The organism is Plantibacter sp. PA-3-X8 (genome assembly GCF_003856975.1).
Taxonomy (GTDB): Bacteria; Actinomycetota; Actinomycetes; order Actinomycetales; family Microbacteriaceae; genus Plantibacter; species Plantibacter auratus.
In genome coordinates this window covers 1,937,016-1,956,412 of the sequence record NZ_CP033107.1, presented here as the reverse complement: position 1 = coordinate 1,956,412, position 19,397 = coordinate 1,937,016, and the positions used below count along the sequence as shown (strand labels likewise).

General features: G+C 70.0%; 11 protein-coding genes and 1 pseudogene. All 12 read right to left on the bottom strand.

Annotation, left to right across the window (positions count from 1 at the left end; genetic code table 11):
* Positions 1-11: 11 nt before the first annotated feature.
* The 12 genes and pseudogenes from EAO79_RS09240 to EAO79_RS09185 all read right to left on the bottom strand — a co-directional run bounded on the left by EAO79_RS09240 (position 12) and on the right by EAO79_RS09185 (position 19,391).
* Positions 12-5,258 (bottom strand): Ig-like domain-containing protein, encoded by a 5,247-nt coding sequence (locus EAO79_RS09240; protein ID WP_124768812.1) that lies wholly within the window; start codon positions 5,256-5,258, stop codon positions 12-14.
* A 102-nt stretch (positions 5,259-5,360) separates the two neighbouring features.
* Positions 5,361-6,122 carry a hypothetical protein gene (locus EAO79_RS09235; protein WP_079705255.1) on the bottom strand — a complete coding sequence of 254 codons (762 nt, stop codon included), beginning with the start codon at positions 6,120-6,122 and terminating at the stop codon, positions 5,361-5,363.
* Between the two features lie 39 nt (positions 6,123-6,161).
* Positions 6,162-7,805 carry a serine/threonine-protein kinase gene (locus EAO79_RS09230; protein WP_124768811.1) on the bottom strand — a complete coding sequence of 548 codons (1,644 nt, stop codon included), beginning with the start codon at positions 7,803-7,805 and terminating at the stop codon, positions 6,162-6,164.
* Between the two features lies 1 nt (position 7,806).
* Positions 7,807-9,165: an FHA domain-containing protein gene (locus EAO79_RS09225; protein ID WP_124768810.1), complete on the bottom strand. Its 1,359-nt coding sequence runs from the start codon at positions 9,163-9,165 to the stop codon at positions 7,807-7,809.
* 10 nt (positions 9,166-9,175) lie between these two features.
* Positions 9,176-9,997, bottom strand: a complete 822-nt coding sequence (locus EAO79_RS09220) for a PP2C family serine/threonine-protein phosphatase (protein WP_124768809.1) — start codon at positions 9,995-9,997, stop codon at positions 9,176-9,178.
* On the bottom strand, positions 9,994-10,395 hold the full coding sequence (locus tag EAO79_RS09215) for a hypothetical protein (RefSeq protein ID WP_164486925.1): 402 nt from the start codon (positions 10,393-10,395) through the stop codon (positions 9,994-9,996). The genes EAO79_RS09220 and EAO79_RS09215 overlap by 4 nt, the downstream gene beginning before the upstream one ends.
* A gap of 140 nt (positions 10,396-10,535) precedes the next feature.
* Complete coding sequence (locus tag EAO79_RS09210) at positions 10,536-12,194, bottom strand: hypothetical protein (RefSeq protein ID WP_124768807.1); 1,659 nt, start codon at positions 12,192-12,194, stop codon at positions 10,536-10,538.
* The gene (locus tag EAO79_RS09205) at positions 12,191-13,135 is read right to left on the bottom strand and encodes a hypothetical protein (RefSeq protein ID WP_124768806.1); all 945 of its coding nucleotides are present in this window, start codon (positions 13,133-13,135) and stop codon (positions 12,191-12,193) included. The genes EAO79_RS09210 and EAO79_RS09205 overlap by 4 nt, the downstream gene beginning before the upstream one ends.
* A pseudogene (locus EAO79_RS09200) lies at positions 13,135-13,632 on the bottom strand (hypothetical protein); the annotation flags it as partial. The pseudogene EAO79_RS09200 and the gene EAO79_RS09205, both read right to left, overlap by 1 nt.
* 119 nt (positions 13,633-13,751) lie before the next feature.
* Positions 13,752-14,048, bottom strand: coding sequence for a WXG100 family type VII secretion target (locus EAO79_RS09195; protein ID WP_056008215.1), 297 nt, complete (start codon positions 14,046-14,048; stop codon positions 13,752-13,754).
* Positions 14,049-14,169: 121 nt separating this feature from the next.
* Entirely contained in the window at positions 14,170-18,690 is a 4,521-nt protein-coding gene (locus EAO79_RS09190; protein ID WP_124768804.1) for an FtsK/SpoIIIE domain-containing protein, read from the bottom strand.
* Positions 18,691-18,782: 92 nt separating this feature from the next.
* On the bottom strand, positions 18,783-19,391 hold the full coding sequence (locus EAO79_RS09185) for a hypothetical protein (RefSeq protein WP_124768803.1): 609 nt from the start codon (positions 19,389-19,391) through the stop codon (positions 18,783-18,785).
* Positions 19,392-19,397: the final 6 nt, after the last annotated feature.

Here is a 19,397-nt window from a genome sequence, read left to right as displayed (position 1 = left end):
CGGGAACGGGGTCACCAGTCGGTGCCGTTGGTCTGTGCGACGTCCCAGGTCTTGCCGTCGGACAGTCGGGTGAACTTCACGTACAGGGAGAAGTTGGTCTTGCCGTAGAGCCGGGAGAACTGTGCGCTTCCGCTGGCACCGATGTTCTGGCCGTCCAGCGTGCTCACGACCGAACCGTTCTCGTACAGGTCCATGCGGTAGGCGCCGGCTTCGAAGTCCTTCCAGTTCACGACCACCCGGTAGCATCCGAAGCGACCGTCACTCGGACAGGTCACCGGACCTGCACCTCGACTGATGGATCCGGTCGGGTTCTTCGGCGGCGGATCCTTCACGGTGACCTCCACCGGTCCGCTCTCCGGTCCGGTGCCACCCGGCCCGGTGGCGGACACGTAGAGCTGGTAGGTGCCGGCCGGGACCTGCCCCTGGATGATCTTCGTGCCGCCGGTCGTACCGGAGTAGGCGACGCCTGAACCCTTCATGACACGCCAGCTGTAGCTGTCGACCCGGCCACCGTCGTCGGCAGGGGCGGACCACTGCATGGTCAGTGTGGTGGGTGCGTCGCCGGAAGCGTTGATCGACAGGCCGCGCGGCTCGCTCGGGACGCCGAACGCGGTCGCGGTCTCCGTGCCGGATTCCGCGCTCGGGCCCACGGCGTTCCGCGCGTAGGAGCTGAAGGTGTAACTCTGACCGTTCGTGACGTCGAAGGAGCAGTCGTTGCCGGGAGCACACTGCCGGTCGCCGCCGCCGGACCACTTCACCCAGTGCGACTCGATCGGCGATCCGTTGCTCGCCGGAGACCCGCCGACGACCACGACGATCTTGCCGCTCTTCGCACTCTTCACGGCGATCGTCGGCGGATCGGGCACGTCCTTCACGATGACGGTGATGCGACCCTGGACCTTCCGGTTGGGGTCGTTCGTCGCATCCTGGACCGTGTAGATGACGCTGACGGTCCCGCTCTTGGACGAGCCGGGGGTCACCGTCACCGTGCTCCCGGAGAAGGTCGCCGTCGCTCCACCGGCCGGCGCGCTCTCCACGGTGGCGTCGACGATCTTGAGCGGGGTGTCCGGGAAGGGGTTGTAGTCGTTCGCGAGGACGTTGATCGATTCGGCTTTGTTCTTGCGGCCCTCTTCGACGCGGTCGTCGATCGCTCGCGGCAGCGGACGGGTCGAGGAGACGACCTGCACCTGCACCGATCCGGGGATCGAGTACTCCTTGTAGGTCACGGTGAAGTTGAGCGTCGCGGAGGTCCCGGGCTGGGTGCCCTGCGGCGCGGAGACGGACAGCTGCGAACCGGACAGGGTGGCCTGGACACCACCGGAGGTGCCGCTGAGGCCCTGGTAGGACAACGCGGCCAGGATCTTCGGGTTCGGGTGGTCGCTCGAGGCGCGCAGATCGACGACGATCGCCGGTTCGCCAGCTTCGACCGGGACCGTCACCGGGGTGAAGGTCGGCGGCACGTCCTCGAGGTCGGGGTCACCCACCGTGATCGGCAGGGTGAGCAGTTTGCTCTCGCGACCGTCCGTGGCCTCGAAGCTCACCGAAGCCGGACCGCGGTAGTCCTTGGCCGGCGTGAAGGTGATCGTGGCGTCGTCAACGTAGCTCGAGGTGCCGTTGCCGCGGAAGTTGACCACGCTGCCCTCGGACGCGATGGTGACGGGCTTGCCGGACGGCGCCTCGGTGATGTCCGAGAGCTTCCAGGTGCGCGTCTCGTTGACCTTGACGATCTGCTCCGGTAACGGGTTCTTCATGCGCGGCGGCTCGCCGTCGGTCGCCGCCGGGACGATGATGAACGCGGCACCGCTCAGCTGCGTGACCGGGTCCGTCAGGCGGTAGGCGATCGCCTGGCGTCGGTCGGTGAGGGTCACCCGGATCGTGCCACCGTCGCGGACCTCGCCGGAGGCGGCGTTCACACCTTCGAGGCTCGGCTGCAGGTCGTCGATCAGCCCACCGGGGTTCTGCGCGCCGTCGAGCACGTCGATGTCGATGGTCTTCTTGCCGACGATGTCGGCGTCCTCGAGGACGTGGTCATCCGCCTCGGGGAACTGCGGCTTCGCGTCCTTCGTGACCTTGACCTGGATGTAGGCGCTGTCGATGCCACCCTTGCCGTTGGTGATCTGGTACCGGACCGTGAAGAACGCCTCCTCCTCCGGCACTTCGATGACGACACGGCTCTTGCTGACCTCGGCGGTGAGGCCGTCGTCCACCGAGAGCAGCTTCGGTTCGAGTTTGAGCTTGTACCCGTTCGGGTCGGAGTCGTTCGAGAGCACCGGCACGGACGCCACCTTGCCCGGCAGGACCTCGATGTAGTCGTCGACCGCGTTCGGCTGGCCGTCGACCTCCGGGCGTCCGATGACCCCGATCTTGATCGTGCCGACGGCGACCGCGCCGTAGGTGTCCTTGACCCGGTACTGGAAGGTGTCGGTCCCGGAGGAGTCCGGAGCCGCCTCGTAGACGAACCAGGTGCTCCCCTGATCGATGACGCGACCGAGCAACGGTGCCGAGGCGATGTCGTCGACGACGACGGAGTCACCGTTCGGGTCCAGGCCGTCGAGCGGGACGTCCACACGGACCGTCGCACCGGCGAACACGCGCGAGGTGAGCAGCTGCGGCACAGGCGGCTGGTTGTTCTTCTTGTCCTCGCCGACCACGTTGAAGGTGACCGTCGCCGTGTCGGCCTCGCCGAAGGTGTCGTACACACGGTACGTCGTCGTGTAGGTGCCCGGTTCGCTCGGCGCCTGGAAGCGGACCTCGTCGTCGTCGACGAAGGCGAGGCCGGCGGTCGGATCGTCGACGAGCTGGCGGTCGACGAGCATGACCGCCGCGTCCGGGTGGTAGTCGTTCTCGAGCACCGCGACGTTGGCGATGTCGCCCGCGCGGACGACGACGGCATCGTCGGTCGCGACCGGTGCCTGATGCTTCGGCAGCGGTGGCACCGGGACGACCGTCACGGCCGCCTGAGCCGACGAGGTGCCGTCGGACACGACGTAGGTGAACTGCAGCTGCTGCTCGATCGGCGCGGAGGAGGACACGCGGATGACCGCGCTGTCGAGGACCTCGACGGACAACGAGGTGGACTCGTCGGGAACGGAGACGGACTGCACGGCGAGCACCTGCCCACCCGGCGACTCGTCGTTCGCGAGGACCGGGATCGTGATCGTCTCGTTCGGACGCAGATATCCTTCGTCCTTCACGGCGACCGGCGGACGCACGTCGGTCGGCTTCTCGAGGACGTCGACGCGGATGAGCCCGATGCTCGAGGCGATACCGGCGCCGAGCGTGTACTTCAGGTAGTAGGTGCCGGGCTCGTTCGAGGAGACGGTGACCGACTGCTTCTCGAGGCTCGGCGAGGACACGAGACCGCCCTGCAACGCTTCGACGCCGATGAGACCGAGCGGGGCCCCACTCGGTGACTGGTCGTTCGCCAACGGCTGGACGAGCGCGGACTCGCCGACGAAGGTCGAGACGAAGTCGGGTGTGCCGATCGGGCTCAAGGCTCCGGCGGGCTGGACATCGACCTTGAGGGTGCCCTCCGCCGAGTTGACCCCGTCGGACACGACGAACTTGACGTCGCGCGGGCCCATTTCGGGCGAGGCGTGCGTGAACGTGACGAAGCCGTCCGGGGTGAACCGGACGAGGTCGCTGGACGCCGGTGAGGCCGACTGGAGGAAGATGTCGTCGCCGTCGGGATCACGCCAGTCGGCGAGCACGTTGTAGGTGACCGTCTGCCCGGCCTCGACCGACACTGCGGCCTCGCGATGCGACGTCGGCGGCTCGTTGACCTCGGGTGGCTTGATGGCGATGCTCACGTTCGCTTCGGCCACGCCGCCTGGGCGGCCGTCGTTGACGGAGTACCGGAACGACGTCGTCCCGGCCACGAAGCCCTCGGCCGGGGTGAACTGGAGCGCGCGCCCGCCGTCGATGTACTCCAGCTTGCCGGTCTCGGCCGCGACGTCGCTCGTGTTCTGGATCGTCAGGACGTCGCCGTCGGCGTCGGAATCGTTGTCGAGCAGTGGAAGAACGGTCGCGCGACCCGGGCGGACGCCGAACGCGTCGTCGCGGGCGATGGGCGGACGGTTCTCCTCGGTGCGCTCGGCGAGCGTGTCCTCGAAGGACTGCTCGGAGGCCTTCTCATCGCCGTCCTCGCCGTCCTCCTCCTGCGGGGGCGTCACCTCGTCCCAGTTGTCGACGAGACGCATGTTCGCCTGCACGAGCCAGGAGTTGCCGGTCTGGACGTTGTTGAGGGCGATGACCGAGCGGTTGACCCGGAAGACGAGCTGCTGGCCGATGGTCTCCGGGTTGATGTCCTCGATGACGGGCTTCTTGTCGGCGCACTCGGCTGCGTAGCGGCTCGATGAGGCCCAGGCTCCGTGCATGCAGCCGTCGAGGTTGACCGGTGCCGTGACCTCGGCAGCGCTCGTCGCCGCCGTCGTGACATCGGCGTCGAGCACCTCGGGGTCGCCGCCGCCGAGCGGGACGCGGACGAGCGAGTCACCGGTGGCGATGACGGCGGCGTCGTCCGATGCCGACGGCTCCTGGATCTTCAGCGGTTTGCCCGGCAGCTCGACGACGGAGCCGTCCTGCTTCACGAGGTCGCCGGACTTCACGTCGAGGATGACGGCCTGCTCACCGGCCGCACTCAACTGGTAGTCGTCGAGCTTCGGGAGCTTCGACTCGGTCTTCGTGCCGTCGGGCAAAATGCGGTAGAGGCGCCCCTTCGCGGGTGCGACCGCGAGGATGGTGCCCGTCGAGGTGACGACCGCTTGACCGGCCTTGCCGATGGACACGATCGGCTTCGTCTCCGTGGGGTCGAAGCGGAGCTCGCCCGCGGCGTCGACGGACCAGAGCTTGCCGGTCTCCCCCGCCACGACCGAGAGTCGGTCGCCGCCGTAGTGCACCGTCGCGCCGGTCGGCAGCGAGACACGCTGGATGAGGCTCGTGAAGGCCGGGTCGATGCGCTCGAGCGAGGACAGCGCCTTGTCCTGGAGGAAGACGTCGTCACCGTCCTGCAGCACGTCGGCGTTGTTCGACGCCGTCGACACCGCACCGTCGAGTTCGGAGATCTGATCGTTGAGACGCCCCGCGAGGAGCGACTCGCCGTTGGTGACCCAGACGTCGCGGGACTCGAGGTCGACCTCCGTGACCGGGAAGCCCTGGTGGATGAGTGCGGCGGTCACCGGTACGGCGACGAGGACCGACAGGGCCGTGATGGACGCCGCCGTCTTGCGTTTGCGCAGCCAGGCACTCCAGTTGCTCACGGTCCCCCAGGTGATGTTCGGTCAAGCATCGGTCGATGCGCCACGCTGCAAACGCGGAGTCACTCTAACAAAGAAGTCCGTCATGGAAAACGGTTGCGAGGGTCAACCACGAACCGGTTGTCCCCCGCCGACGTCCGCCTGATCGGCGTGGTCGAGGAGCGGGAGGTCACTGGCGTCCACGAGTCGGGTCGAGACCGCGTACTCGACCAGCCGTGCACGACGGCCGGTCGCGAGCTTCCCCGGCCCACCGCGGAGCCCCTGCACCCCGAACTTGTCGAGCTTGTCGCAGACGTTGTCGAGCTTGCGGTTGAAGGTGGTCTGGCTCCAGCCGAGGCGGGCGGCAGCGGCGGCCGACGCCGGGATCTCGCCGCGCCCGGGCGACGCCTGGCGCAGGACGTCCTCCGCCAGGGCGACGATGAGGAGGCGCTGGCTGCTCGTCAGGTGGATCGGCCCGACCGTCGTGGTTCCGGCGGTGGTCGTCGAGAGCTGCGACGGACTGAAGTACTCGAGGTCCGAGGTGATCGTGAAGTCGTAGGTCGTCGTCCCGGCACTGAACAACACCTGCAGCTCGGGGAACACGATCGGGAGCCGGGCACCGGGCGCGAGCCACGCCTGCACGTTGCCGGTCGTGTCCGTCACCGTCGCGGAGAGGGTGTTCCCGATGTTCGTGAGCCACCAGAGCCCGGCATCGAAGGTGACACTGAGGAAGGTGCGATGCAGGAAGGGGTTCTCGTCGACGACGAGGTCGCCCTCGCGCCCGATCAGGAACGGCTTGCGTGCGTCCACGGCGTACTCCTCGCCGCAGAACTCGACGCGCACCGCCGTCTTCGTCGTCGCCGTGTCCGTCGCCTCGTCCGTGGTCATCGTCTGGTCCCCCTGTGGTCGGTCATCGTCTCGCTCCAGCTACTGCTGCGAGCACATCTCGAGTGGATCCGGTGAGGTGACGCCGCCTCGGACGATCACCACCTCGATGCACAGCTGCGCACCCGGAGCGCTCGGCTTCAGGTCGACCGCGTACGTCGAGGTCGGTACCTTCGGCGAGTTCTTGCCGCTGCTCGTCACCTGGTAGATGTACGAGTCGCCGTCCTGCGGATCCGGGTTGTCCCAGATGAACGTCACGACGCTGCCGTCCTCGCTGATGTTCACCCCGAACGGCTTCGGCGAGGGGACGTCGCTCAGTTGGATGGGCGCCCCGGTCGCCGCGGCCGTCGGCTTCGGGTCGGCGGCGGCGCCCTGCCAGATGATCCCGGCCGCGATACCGCCGACCGCGAGCACCGCGACGCCGCCCGCGACGAGGAGGCGGGTCAGTCGGCGACGTCTGGCCCGTCCGGCGGCGTCGGCATCGGGATCCTCCGCGGGAACTGCAGCCGCGGTCTCGAGGCGGTCGCGGCGGATCGTCTCGGAGGGCACCGAGGCCGCTCCGACGGTGATCGGCGCCGACGGCTGGATCGGTTGGACGAGCGGTCCGGCCGAGCGCACGACCGTCTCGTCTCCGATGGACGGCTGCACACTCGGCACGCCGGGTCGGGGCTGGGCCTCGACCGTCGGGACCTGCCGGACCCGCGTCTCGTCCGACGCACTGCTGGACGTGTCCGGTCGGGGGGCCTGCGACTGCGGCTGTACGAGGTTCGGGATGTCGATGGGCGTCGGCGCGTAGGCCAGCTCCATCTCGACACGCTGCAGCGCCCGCGCGAAGTCGACGGCGCTCTCGAAACGGTTGGCGCGGTCCTTCGCGAGGCCCTTCTGCAGCGTCGCGACGAGGGACGCCGGTGCGTCGTCGCGCCCGAGCGGGGTGACGGTCCCGCGCTCGATCCGGCTGATGAGGTCGGCCGCACCGTTCGACTGCCCGGGGATCTCGAACGGCGTGCGTCCGGCGAGCAGCGTGTAGACCGTCGCGGCCAGGGAGAAGACGTCGGATCGGACGTCGGGATGCGGCTCGTCCTCGAACATCTCGGGCGGTGACCAGGGGATGGAGAGACCCACCGTCTGGGTACCCGAGGCGCCTGTCGAGCCGACGTCGCCCGGCCGCCCGGGGCCGGCCGTCGACGGCACCTCGAGTTCGACGGCCTGCGAGATGCCGAAGTCGGTCAGCGCCGGCCAACCGTACGCGTTCGTGAGCACGTTGGCCGGCTTGATGTCGCGGTGGAGGATGCCGGCGGCGTGTGCGGTCGCCACCGCACTGGCCAGGCGGACGCCGGTCCGCAGCGCGTCGGCGACGGCGAACCGCCGCAGCTTCGCCTGCTCTGCGAGGCTCGGCCCCGCGCAGTACTCCATCGCGAGGTACGGTCGGCCGTCCGGGGCGACGTCCGCCGTGTAGATCGTGACGATGTACGGGTGCGCGGAGAGCTGCGCCATGAGGTTCGCCTCGGCGACGAAGGCCTCGCGGGTCTGCTCACTGAGGTGCTCGGCGAGAAGCACCTTGACGGCGACCTGACGCCGCGGCAACTGCTGCTCGTACAGGAAGACGTCGGAGAACCCACCGGCTCCGAGCTGTCGTTCGAACCGCAGCCCGGGGATGGCCGGCGGTTGCGAAGGTGAGCGGCGCACGTCAGCCCTCTCGGACGCGCAGCGCGACGCCGCCGCCGAGGTCGATGACGGTCCCGACGATCACCGGTGTCGGCTCCCCCGGTCGCAGGGACTGCGGCGCCTGACCGGGCAGGACGACCTGCGTGCCGTTCCGCGAGTGGAGGTCGGTGACGACGACCGTGCCGCCCTCGACCGCGACGCGCACGTGGCTCCGCGAGATGTCGTCTCCCGTGAGCGTGACGAGCGTCGGGACGATCGACGCCGGGACCTGCGAGACGCTCGGCGCCCGGCCGAGCACGACGGGTGAGGCGAGCGACTGGCGAGTGCCGCCGGGGAGCTCGAGGTAGGTGAGCGGCGTGGCCGACGGGGTGGTCGATCGAGCAGGCGGGGTCTCGGCCGCGCGACGCGCACGCAATGCGGCGAGATCCTCGGCGAGGATCGTGTGGCCGTCGTGGTCGCCGAGGTCCGATGGTCCGGCTGCTGCGGGTTCCGGCGCGGCGACTGCGGTGGGGGCCGCCTGCTGGTGCGCCGACGCCTCGGCCGCCGCGCGTTCGGCGTCGCCGGCCTCGTCGACCGCCGCCGCACCGACCGGACGGAGCACGGTCTGGCCGAACAGGAAGTCGTAACCCTCGTCGACGGGCTCCTCCGGGGTCGTCGGGGTCTCGTCCGGGTCGTCCTCGTCGTGGAAGAACTGGGTGTCGGAGACGGACGGCACGACGTGGAGCGGTTGAACGGGCTCGACGTGCGCAACCGGGGTCGCCTCATCGCCGCCCGTCCCGTCGTCCGCGTCGTCCGAGGTCGCCGCGGATGCAGCGGGCTCGGCGGGCGCGTGGACGGGCGGGGCCGCGAGCTGCTCCGCCGCGGTCGGCGTGCTCGTGGACGACTCGGTCGGTCGGCGCTCGTCGGTGGTCGGAGTGGCGAGGGAAGCCGTGGCCTCCTCGTCGAGGGTCGCCGTGATGGAGGTCGTCCAGACGGCTCCCGACCCGAGCGGGAGGCGCACGCCGGACGGGTTCGGCTGGTCGCTCCGGAGCGTGACGCTCACCGCGTCGGCGTGGTGTTCCTCGACCCAGGTGGTCGCGCGGGCGCCCAGGACCGTCTCGGTCCCGGCGGCGCTCGTCACGACGGCGGCCGCGAGCCCGCGCACGATGACCGTCGCGCCCGATTCGTCCCAGACGGCCGCGGCGAACGCGGGCGTGTTCGAGAGACCGCCGGCCGCGAGGCGGTCGACGATCAGCGACAGCGACGCGTCGCCCGGGAGGTCCGCGGCGAATGCGGCAGCGGCGGTGTCGTCGCCCTGGGCGTCGACCAGCACCAGTCTGCCGGGCTCCGCCACAGCGAGCCAACGGCGGACCTCGGCCGGTTCCATTTCGTACGAGTACACGGCCACTCCTCTAGCCTCGCGGCATCGTCTCTTCAAGATACCCGAGACCACCCGCGTCATCGTAGCCGGGGCCGCTGGACATCAGCGAGGTCGACACGACGTCGACGACGAGCGCGGTCACGTTGTCCCGTCCGCCGGCGGCCAGCGCGAGCTCCACGAGGCGGTCTGCGGCTCCCTCGAAGCCCTGCGACAGGACCTCGGCGATCAGCTCGTCGGACAGCTCGCCCGTGAGACCGTCGGAGCAGAGGAGGAACCGCTGCCGCCCGGCGACGGGGAGGAGCCAGACGTCCGGGTCGATGCCGGCCTCGACACCGATCGCCTTCGTCACGATGTTGCGGTCGGGGTGTTCGCGCGCCTCCTCCTCCGTGATGGAACCGGCGTCGACGAGTTCCTGCACGGCCGAGTGGTCGACGGTGATCCGACGGAGTGCGCCATCGGCCCAGGTGTACACGCGAGAGTCGCCGACGTTGAACACCATCCAGTGCAGATCGGTCTGCGGCGACAGCGCCACGAGCGCGAGACCCGCGACGGTCGTGCCGATGACCCCGTTCGGAGTGGGGATACTCCGGATGACCGCGTTGGCGGCGACGATCGTGGTCACGACCGCCTCGGTCGTCGTCGGCATGCCGATCGGGATGCCGCGTTCGAGCGCCGCCGCGACCTCACGGCTCGCGACCTCGCCGCGTTCGTGCCCGCCCATGCCGTCGGCGACCACGAAGGCGGGCGCGCCGGCGTAGAACGCGTCCTCGTTCAGGCGTCGGACCAGCCCGGTGTCGGTCCGGCCCTCGCTGCGCAGGGTGTGCGTGGACCGCGCGGTCTTGATCGTCGTCATCCCGTGCCTCCGAACGTCGCGGGCAGTTCGGGGACTGCCCCCGGCCAGCTACCGTAGCGCGACTCGAGGTCGGCGAGCTTCAGCGAGACCGACTGCCCTGAGTACGGGATGGCAGAGACACCGATCTGGGCGAGAGCCGCTGTGACGGCGGCCTGGTCACGACCCGCACCCGTGACGCCTAACGTCACGTACTGCTCCGGTGACTCCTCACCCTGCGACCACACCTGTCCCAGAACGAAGTCGAGGAGAGCCGCGTCTCGTGTCTCGCCATCCCCCGCCGCGATCTCCGCGGTGAACGCTTCGTCGAGTTCCACGTTGACCGAGAGGTACCCCCTGGATCCGTCGTTCGCTCGCGCGATGCGAGCAGTCACACCGTCGATGGCCTGGATGGCCTCCACCGACTCGTCTATGGACCGAACCGGACCGGACGGGGACGGATCGCCGGCCGGTGGGCGCTGAGCGCTCGGCATGAACGTGCACCCTGCGAGGAGTCCGCTCAGCAGCACCGATGCGATGAGCGATGCCGTCGTCCTGCGCCTCACTGGCGGGTCCCCCGGTAGTCGACGACGGTCTGATCGCCGCTGAAGAACGGGTCCGCTGAATCGACGAAGGCATCGACACTCGGGTCGCCAGCGCTCGCCACATGATCGGCGAACTCCTCGTACCGATGCGAATTGTGCGAGAACGCGATTCCCGGGCCATCCTCCTCGAGCTCCTGCGTCGCCGGGTCGATCAACCGTGGTGCGTCGCCCTGCACCGTCGTCCAATTGGCCCTGTCCGGATTGTCCCGTCCGTCCAACCGTGCCACTGGGTCCTCTTCGAACTCGAGTGACAGCACCTGGACGTCATCGGGGATGTCGTATCGCGCGACCGGCGAGCCCGCGGTGGCGACATGGGTGATGTTGAAGGGTACCGACGGGTCCGAGGCGATCAACCCGGCCGTGATCCCGCCCAGGCTGAACCCTTCCAGCATGACCGGATCGGTCGATGAGATGCCCGCGGCGCGCATGGCGTCGAGCACCGCGGAGGCCAATGCGGTCTGCTCCCCCTGCATGGCGACGACGTCGGAGGTGGAGTCGTTCGCGGCGGGCCCCGCGTCGGGATTCCACACCTGGGTACTGGGTATCTGCACGATGTACGACTTCGGCGGGCCAGCGCTCTCCACGATCCGGATGTCGCTGAAGTCGTCGCCGCCGATCCGATCGATTTCGCTCGAACCGTTCATGAGATCGCCGAGCCCCCGCACGTCCGTGTCCGGGACGGCATGAGGCTTCGGCTTCCCGTCGGCACCGACCTCGAGAGCGGCGGTGCCATCCTCGAAGAGGCCGAACCGGCCGCCACCGGTGGCGATGGCGTCGATCGCCTGCTCATAGGTGAGCGGCGGCCAGCCCTGGCCGGTCACGACCGACATGAGTCCGTTGAAGCCGGGCAACAACCCGGGGAGGAAGGTGAGGCCGGCCAGCAGGCCTGGCGCGCCGTCCGTGAGGATGTCCTCGATCCACGCGTTGTCGCCCAACCATTCGTTGGCCGCCTGACCTGCGATCGGAGCGAGTTCCTGCAGTCTCGCGAGCGCGTCCGCATACGTCGCGGCGGTCCGGTCGATGACCTCCTGCGGTGAGTAGGCGGCGATCGAGTTGGCGGTGAACAGTCCCGCGACGCCGGCCGGCGAGAGCAGCAGCCAGGGGTTGTCGCCGATCTGGTCCAGCGTCTGCTCGGCGCCCTCGACCAGCGAGTCGACACCCTCGACGACGACGTTGACGCCTGCCACGGTGAGCATCCACGCCCCGCCCACCACCGCCACGCCCGCAGCTGCGACGAGGCCGACCGGCACCGCGAGGACGCCGATGACGAAGGCGACCCCGTTGTGGAGGGCGACGGTCGCTGCGGCGATCAGCTGGTCGGCGGTCTCGTAGGCGACCACGGCGCCTTCCAGGAAGACGGCCGAGACGCCGGTCTCGGTCGCCACGAGGAGCAGGGAACCGGAGGCGAGGACGATGGCGCCTTCTGCAGCCGCCCCCGTCACCGGCGACAGGATCATGGATTCGAGCAGGTCGCCGTCGACCGCTTTCGCAGCGGCCGTGCCCGAACGCCCGATCAGCTCGGTCGACAATGTGGCGAGTTGCTGCGCCTGCAGTCGCATGTCGTCGAGCTTCGCGCCGACGCCTCCGGCTCCACCGGAGACCGTGATACCGCTCATGCCCGTGCTCCCTGGATGGTCGCGGCGATCGCCAACACCTCGGCGACGATGTCCGCGCGACGGACGGCCCGGAGCGAGACCCGGGTCCCCTCGGCGACGGTGGACGGGTCCATACCCGCCGCTTCGACGTCCGGAGTGTCGACCGACACGGCGACCCAGCCGTCGGCACCACGGAGCCACGTGTCGGTCCACCGTCTCATGGGCTCCCCGCTCCGGGAGAAAGCGTCGAGCCGGAAGCCGCCGTCGATCCGCTGGGCGACGCCGCCGAGGAGCACTGCGGCCTGCGGGCTGTGGAGCTGTTCGACGACCGCGCCGACGACGTCCGGTCGGTCCTGTCGGAGCGCGAGGACGAGCGCCTCGGCGTCCGCGAGCGGGAGGACGACCACCTCGGTCGAACGGCCCCGCGTGTCGGGGACGTCGTGGAGCGCGGAGAGGGGTCGCAGGAGTTGCTGCGCCAGGCCGGCGGTGTCGAAGGCGCGGATCTCGACGGCGTCCTCGTCGCGCGCGGCCGTGCCGTGCTCGGCGACGGACGCGTCCGAGTGGTCGACCCGCTGCGTCCGCAACAGCGCCAGAGCGTGCGCGCCGATCACGGAGACGGACTGGATCGCCGTCCGGTCGAGGGTCCAGCAGGAGGCGTCGACGGCCGCCGTCGCGAACTGCGGCATCGACAGGAAGGCGGCGAAATCGGGATCGACGTCAGCGGTGAGGTCGTCCGGGAGGCTGTCGTCGCCGCCGGCGAGGAGTCGCCGCTCCCGGAGCCGCGCGACGGCTCGCTGCTCGCGCTCACGGACTTCGGCGGGCTGCACGTCCGAACCCCATTCGGTGTGGAAGGCGGGTGGCAGCACGATGTGCGGGGTGCGGTGCTCCAGGACGTGGAGTTCGTCAGCGGTCAGCAGGAAGGCTGCCGCTGCCGGAGCCGGGCGGGTACGGGTCATGGGCATCAGGGGGTCCATCCTCGGCTGCGGTAGAGGTCTGCCAGGTCCAGCCAGCTGCGGTCACCGGGTGTCGGAAGCGATGGCGTGGAGGCGACGATGTCCTTGGCCTGGTGCACGAGGAAGTCCGGGACCTCCTGGCCGAAGAACTCGAACACCTTCGCGGCACCGTCCTTGACGGTCTCGACCGCGCCGGAGACGAGGTTCACCGCGTCGTTCCAGCGGTCGCCTACCCAACGCGCGGCATCTTCGATGAGCTGCTTCACGTGTTCGACGGCGGTCGCGTGCGCGTCGAGCTTGTCGGCCGCGTCGTCGAGCTGCGTCGCCGAGTTCTCGAGCGAGACCGCCCGGGTGCCGAGCTGCTCGATGAAGGTCTCCGCCGCGGTGGAGGTCCACGCGAGCTCGGCGGCCGAGCGGAGGTCTCCGGCACGGCTACGGACCTCGGTCGCGAGGGTTCGTAGCTCCGTCGCGCGGAGGCGGATCTGTTGGGTGTCGCCGTACACTGCTCGCTCCTCGTCGGGTGATGCTGCGTCGCTGTCGCCGTGGGTCGACTTCGCCGGAAAACCCGCGCGCCCTCACCGACACGTGGTCGGGAGGGCGCGCAGAGCGAAGCCGACGGTGGTGACTACTGGCCGGCGCCGGCAGCGAGCGCTGCGTCGGTCTGCTCGAGCGTGGTCACAGCGTTGTTGAGGTAGCCCGACAGCTTGTCGAGGTGCTGGATCGTGACCGTCGCGCTCTGCGTGAAGGCCGTGTAGGTCTCGTTGAAGGTGCCGGACGCGGTGTCGGTCTGGAACCCGGAGGACACGAGGTTGTTGATGAGGGTCTGCAGGCGGTTGAGCGTGGTCTCGACCTCGCCCTTACCCGTCGTCAGGTTGACGGCGGCCTGCTTGATCTCGCTGTAGTTGACGTTGATGTTGGCCATGAGTCTTGCTCCTTCGTTGTGGTCACCGGCACCGTCGGTGCCTTCATCATGTAACCACAACGCCTCGCGGGAGCACATGGGGAGCACTCCCCATGCAGTCCCCACCCAGGGACGACGCCGCTCAGGCGACGGGGAACTCGGGCACGATCGGCAGCTGCACGCGCGACAGTGCACCGCGGTTCGCGTAGATCCCGCGCCCCTGCGGGAAGTCCTTGCGTGCGAGCCTGGGGAAGGTCGTCCGGAGGACGAGGTCGCCCTCCATCTGCTCCGGCTGCAGCAGGATGCCCCGCCTGGCGCTCTTGATCTCGCCCATGAGCGGCCAGGACGACGACCAGCCCGACACCTCGTTCTCGGCGATCACGAGATGGTCGCTGCGTTTGATGGCCTTGATGAGCTCCACGAGCGGCGGGTCGGCGATGCCGTTGAGGTAGTCCGACAGCGTCTCGATGACGACGACCGTCCGGCCGGTCACCGTCTCGGCCGCGATCGCGGCGGACAGCGCCTTCGCCTGCTCGGCGATCGTCTCGGGGGTGACGGCCGACTCGTCGAAGCGCAGCTCCCGCAGCAGTTCCGAGCGCTTGGAGCCGAAGTAGACGAAGCGCGTCGCCGGATCGAAGCGTCGCATGGCGCCGACCAGGGATGCGACGGCGTTCGTCCGACCGCTGCCGGGAGGGCCGCCGACGAGGAACGCGCCGGACGGGTCGAACCCGATCGGTGCGAGGTCGGCGTCGCCGATGCCGAGTACGGGGCGGTCGCCGACCCGCTCGGGCAGTTCGCGCGCCTCGATCTCCTTCGGCAGTGCGCCGATCGGCGGGGCCGTGATCGTGGCTCCCGCGCGGGACATGGCCTCCGCGAGCCGGACTGTCGCGACCGACTGGTCCGAGAGCACCGGCGAACCACCGAGGATCGCGACCTGGACCTCGAGACCGTCGACGATCGCCCGGCCGGCGGGCGACTCGGGGCCGAGGATGTCCTTCGGCACACCGAGGAGCTGGTAGCCGGTCTCGTCCGCGAGGCGCAGCACCACGCGTCGCTGCACACCGGAGCTGATGTTCGTCGGGACGGAGCCCGGGCGGTCGGCCGAGAACGCGATGTTCACGCCGAGCTGCCGGCCGTCGGTGATGAGCTGCTGGAACAGCGTGTACCACGAGGACAGGCCGAGCGTCGTCTCGTACTCCTGCCGGAAGGACTGGAAGCCGTCGACGAGCAACAGGATGCGGCGCTCGTCGTTGCGACCCGAGACGCGGCGGTAGTCGGTGATGGACGACGCGTTCGCCTCGGCGTACCGGACGCTGCGCTCGTCGACGATCTCCTTGATCCGGCGGAGCAGTCGGATGACGCGCTCCTGGTCGTCGCCGGGGATGATCGAGCCGACGTGCGGCAAGGCCTCGAGCATGCGGAGGCTGCCCGCGCCGAAGTCGAGGCCGTACACCTCGACCGGACCGCCACGCGGCGTGATGCCCGCCGCGGTGGCGAGGGTCCGCAGGACGGTGCTCTTGCCCGATCCGCCGGTGCCGAACACGGCGATGTGGCCGTCGACGTCAGGCCGGAAGTAGACCGGGCGCTGCTCCTGCGAGTCCGGGAGGTCGGCGACACCGATGAGCAGTTCGGCGTCGGACCGCTGACGGAGCTTACTGAGGTCGTAGACGGGCGCCAGCTCGTCGAGCCAGGGCCGTCGCGGCGCCGGGATGGATGCCCTGTCGGCTGCGGCGATGATGCTCGCGACGAGCCGCTGCTGGTCGGTGGGGCCGAGGTCGCGCTCCTCCTCGGCGTCGGCCGCGCGGGGCTCCTCCCAGCGCGTCTCGCCGCCGAAGCGAAGCTCCCGGACCTCGATGTCGGAACGCTTGGGCTCGTCGCTCGTCCAGCCGCCCGCATAGCCGGACTGGAAGATGCTCAGGCGACCGGGACCGGTCTTCGCGATGCCGCGGCCGGGGACGCCCGGGTCGAAGTGCGCCGCGTCCTTGACGCCGACCACGTCCTGGCTGTCGGACTCGTCGGCCATGCGCAGCGCGACGCGGAGGTTGGTGTTCGCGCGCAGGTTGTCCTTGATGACACCGGCGGGTCGCTGGGTCGCCATGATGAGGTGGATCCCGAGCGAGCGACCGCGCTGGGCGATGTCGACGACGCCGTCGACGAACTCCGGGACCTCGCCGACGAGCGCCGCGAACTCGTCGATGACGAGGACCAGGGCGGGTGGTGAGTCGGGGTCGCCCCGCTTCTCGAGCTCGAGGAGGTCCTTGGCCTTCTTCCGGTTGAGCAGGTGCTCGCGGAAGTGCAGCTCGGCGCGGAGGCTCGTGAGCGCCCGGCGGACGAGGTGCGGGCTGAGGTCGGTGACGAGTCCGACGCAGTGCGGGAGCGTCACGCAGTCCGCGAAGGCCGAGCCGCCCTTGTAGTCGACGAAGAGGAACGAGACGCGGTCGGGGCTGTACTCGGCCGCCATCCCGAGCACCCAGGCCTGCAGGAACTCGCTCTTACCGGCACCCGTCGTCCCGCCCACGAGGGCGTGGGGGCCCTGGGCGCGGAGGTCGAGGTGCATGGCGTCGACACCGCCCGATCCGACGGTCGCGCGCAGCTGGCCGGCCCGTCGGGGCTTCGGCGGGAGCCCGGGCGTGCGGTCGTGGATCGAGGAGTTCTGCCGCCAGCGGTCGACCACGGCGTCGCTCGAGGTCGTGAGCTCCGGCCCGAGCAGCGTCACCATCGACACCGACCGCGGGAGGTCGCTCGAGTCCTCGACGAGGGCGCCGGCGTCGATCACGGACGCCATGCGTCGCGCGTAGTCGAGGGCCGTCACCGGGTCGACGAACTCCGGGCGGGCGTCGTCGACGGAGTACCCGAGGCGGACCATGCCGACCGTCGCCGGTGCGTCGACGCCGGCCCCGGCCTCCGGGACCTGCAGGAAGGTGCGGCAGGCGGCGGGGAGCGAGACGACATCGTCGGCGATCCAGATCGGGAAGACCCCCGCGTCCGCCGCGATCTCGGCGAGCTGGACGAGGCGTGCGCGGTCGACGCCGACGTCGTCGGAGATGAGCAGGACGATCGCGGGGATGGGGGACTTCGTGCCGGTGTCGTTGGAACTCTTCGTCCCGATCTCCGCGCCGCGCTCCTGGGCCGCCTGCTTCTCGGAGATGGCTCCGCGTCGGGCGTCGCCGGCCCGGGCCGCCTGCAGGCGGGTCTGGACGAGCTCCTCGATCGCGGCCAGCAGCAGGTTGCCGCTCGACACGCTGTCGGCGAGGTGGCCGACGTCGAGCGGGCTGTTCGGCGAGGACGCGTGCGGGAGCCACTTGACCCACGAGAGGGCGTTCGACCACGCGGGCGAGACGATCGCCGAGACGACGACCTCGGCCGGCGAGTGGAGGGCGGTGAGCTGGACGAGGATGCCGTTCACCGCGCCCCCGGCCGTCTGCGGTGAACCGGCGATGCCGAGCGCGCCGGCGTCGTAGAGGTTGTCGATGATCGGCACGTCGGCGACGGTCGCGTACTGGTCCTTGAGCTTCTCGAGTCGTTCCTGGAACTCCGGCAGGAAGCTGTCGCGGGCCTTCGCCGAGACCTCGTTGCGCGACGGCATCGTGCCGACGCCGAGTCGGAGGTTCAGGAAGGACCAGTGCTCGGGGCGCCTGGTCCACAGCAGCGGCCCCCGTGTGAGCGCGTGCTTGAGCGCCTCGGAGGTGGACGGTGCCTCACGCATGCGGACGTCGTGCTCGATCTCCCGCTCGGCCGCGAGCTGCTTGCCGAGGGACTCGAGCCTCTCGTCGAAGATCTTGATCTGCTGCTTGAGCTTGCGCTTGTTGCGCCCGCGACCGGTGAAGTAGTTGCCGATGAGCATGAGCGGCGTCATGGCGATGAAGATCAGTGACAGCGGGTTCTTCGTGAAGAAGTACATCGCGCCACCGAGGAGCATGGGCGTGAGCATGCCGAGGAGCGGGAACGGCTGGTTCTCGCGCTCGGTCGGCGGCTCGGGAGCGGGGAAGGTCTCCCCCGCGTAGCGCTGTTCGACGCGCGGCGAGCGGTTGAAGTACACCGGCCCGGCCTTCGGGACGACACCCGCGCGACCGACGGTCCCGGCGAAGCCGATCTCGACCTCGGTGTCGCCGATGAGCACGCGCTCCGGCTCGATGACCTTGAGTCGAGGCACGATGCCGCCGTCGACGACGATGCCGTTGGCGGCGCCGAGGTCGACGAGTTCGATCTCGCCGCCGACCTCGAGGCGTGCGTGCCGCTTCGAGACGAGCGGGTCGTCGAGGACGATGTCGCAGCTCGCCTCACGTCCGATGGTCCAGCTGCCGGCCGGCAGGGTGAACTCACGGCCGGCGTCGTCGCCGGAGAGGACCCGCACGACGGCGACGGCGGGCGCCTGGCCGGTGCGCGCCGCGGAGTAGTACACCCCCGCGTCGGCGAGCTCGATGACGGCACCCGAACCGACCCACGCCTCGCCGATGGGGGCCTCGGGCGGGAGCGGCAAGGTCTCGGTCGATCCCGGCAAGCGCGCGTGCAGCGTGAAGTCGGCGTTCGCGGAGTCCGGCCCCTGCGGGTCGACGCGCGCGATGGTCGACGCGACCTCCGCGATGCTCGCCGCCGCGTCCGTCGTCACGACGATGTCGGCGGACGACCCCGACGGCCTGGTCAACGTCAGCTTGATGCGCATGCAGGATCCCCTTGGAAGTGCGGGCCGCTCGACGCGACCTCGATCAGCCTAGCGACGGAAGCGGTACCGGCCTCGATCTCGGACCGGCCGGATCAGTCTCGGGTCGGCCGGATGATCCGCTCGACGTCGTCGACGGTCGACGGTTCCGGTGCGGGGTCGAACAGGGCGACGGGCGGGTCGACGGTCGAGCAGTCGAGGTCCGGGACGTTGACCGTCGACGTGACGGTCCTGGACCCGTCCTCCTGGGCGAGCCGGTACTCGATACCGCGCGCACCGGGCACGGCCGGCGGGGTGCCGCCCTCGCTCGCCCATTGCTCGGCGACGCACCCGCGGACGGACCCGGTCGCGTCCTCCGGGACGCCGGTCACCTCGACAGGGGCGAACGGGAGTGGTCCGGGCAGGATCTCGGTGCTCCCACTGCTGGTCACCTGGTCACGGGCGGCGCTGTAGAGCCTCGACCGCAGGTCGTAGGAGGTCGTCTCCGTGAGCGACGCCAGCGAGAAGTCGTTGCGGTTCACGGCGATCGCCTGCGCCTCCAGGGATGCGCGGACGGTCTCCACCCACGGGTCGCCTTCGAGGGGACCCTCCGGTGCCGCGGACGTCCAGACGGTCGTCGGCATGGGCGCCGGTCCGTCGTCCGTCGGCGTGCAGGCCACCAGCGAGCCGAGGACCAGGGTTGCGAGGGCGACCGGACCGATCACCCGCAC

What these genes read in the sequence shown, in the direction of transcription:
- EAO79_RS09235 (WP_079705255.1), bottom strand. Translation starts at nt 6,122, where the DNA reads ATGACCACGGACGAGGCGACGGACACGGCGACGACGAAGACGGCGGTG.
- EAO79_RS09220 (WP_124768809.1), bottom strand. Translation starts at nt 9,997, where the DNA reads ATGACGACGATCAAGACCGCGCGGTCCACGCACACCCTGCGCAGCGAG.
- EAO79_RS09210 (WP_124768807.1), bottom strand. Translation starts at nt 12,194, where the DNA reads ATGAGCGGTATCACGGTCTCCGGTGGAGCCGGAGGCGTCGGCGCGAAG.
- EAO79_RS09205 (WP_124768806.1), bottom strand. Translation starts at nt 13,135, where the DNA reads ATGCCCATGACCCGTACCCGCCCGGCTCCGGCAGCGGCAGCCTTCCTG.
- EAO79_RS09195 (WP_056008215.1), bottom strand. Translation starts at nt 14,048, where the DNA reads ATGGCCAACATCAACGTCAACTACAGCGAGATCAAGCAGGCCGCCGTC.
- EAO79_RS09190 (WP_124768804.1), bottom strand. Translation starts at nt 18,690, where the DNA reads ATGCGCATCAAGCTGACGTTGACCAGGCCGTCGGGGTCGTCCGCCGAC.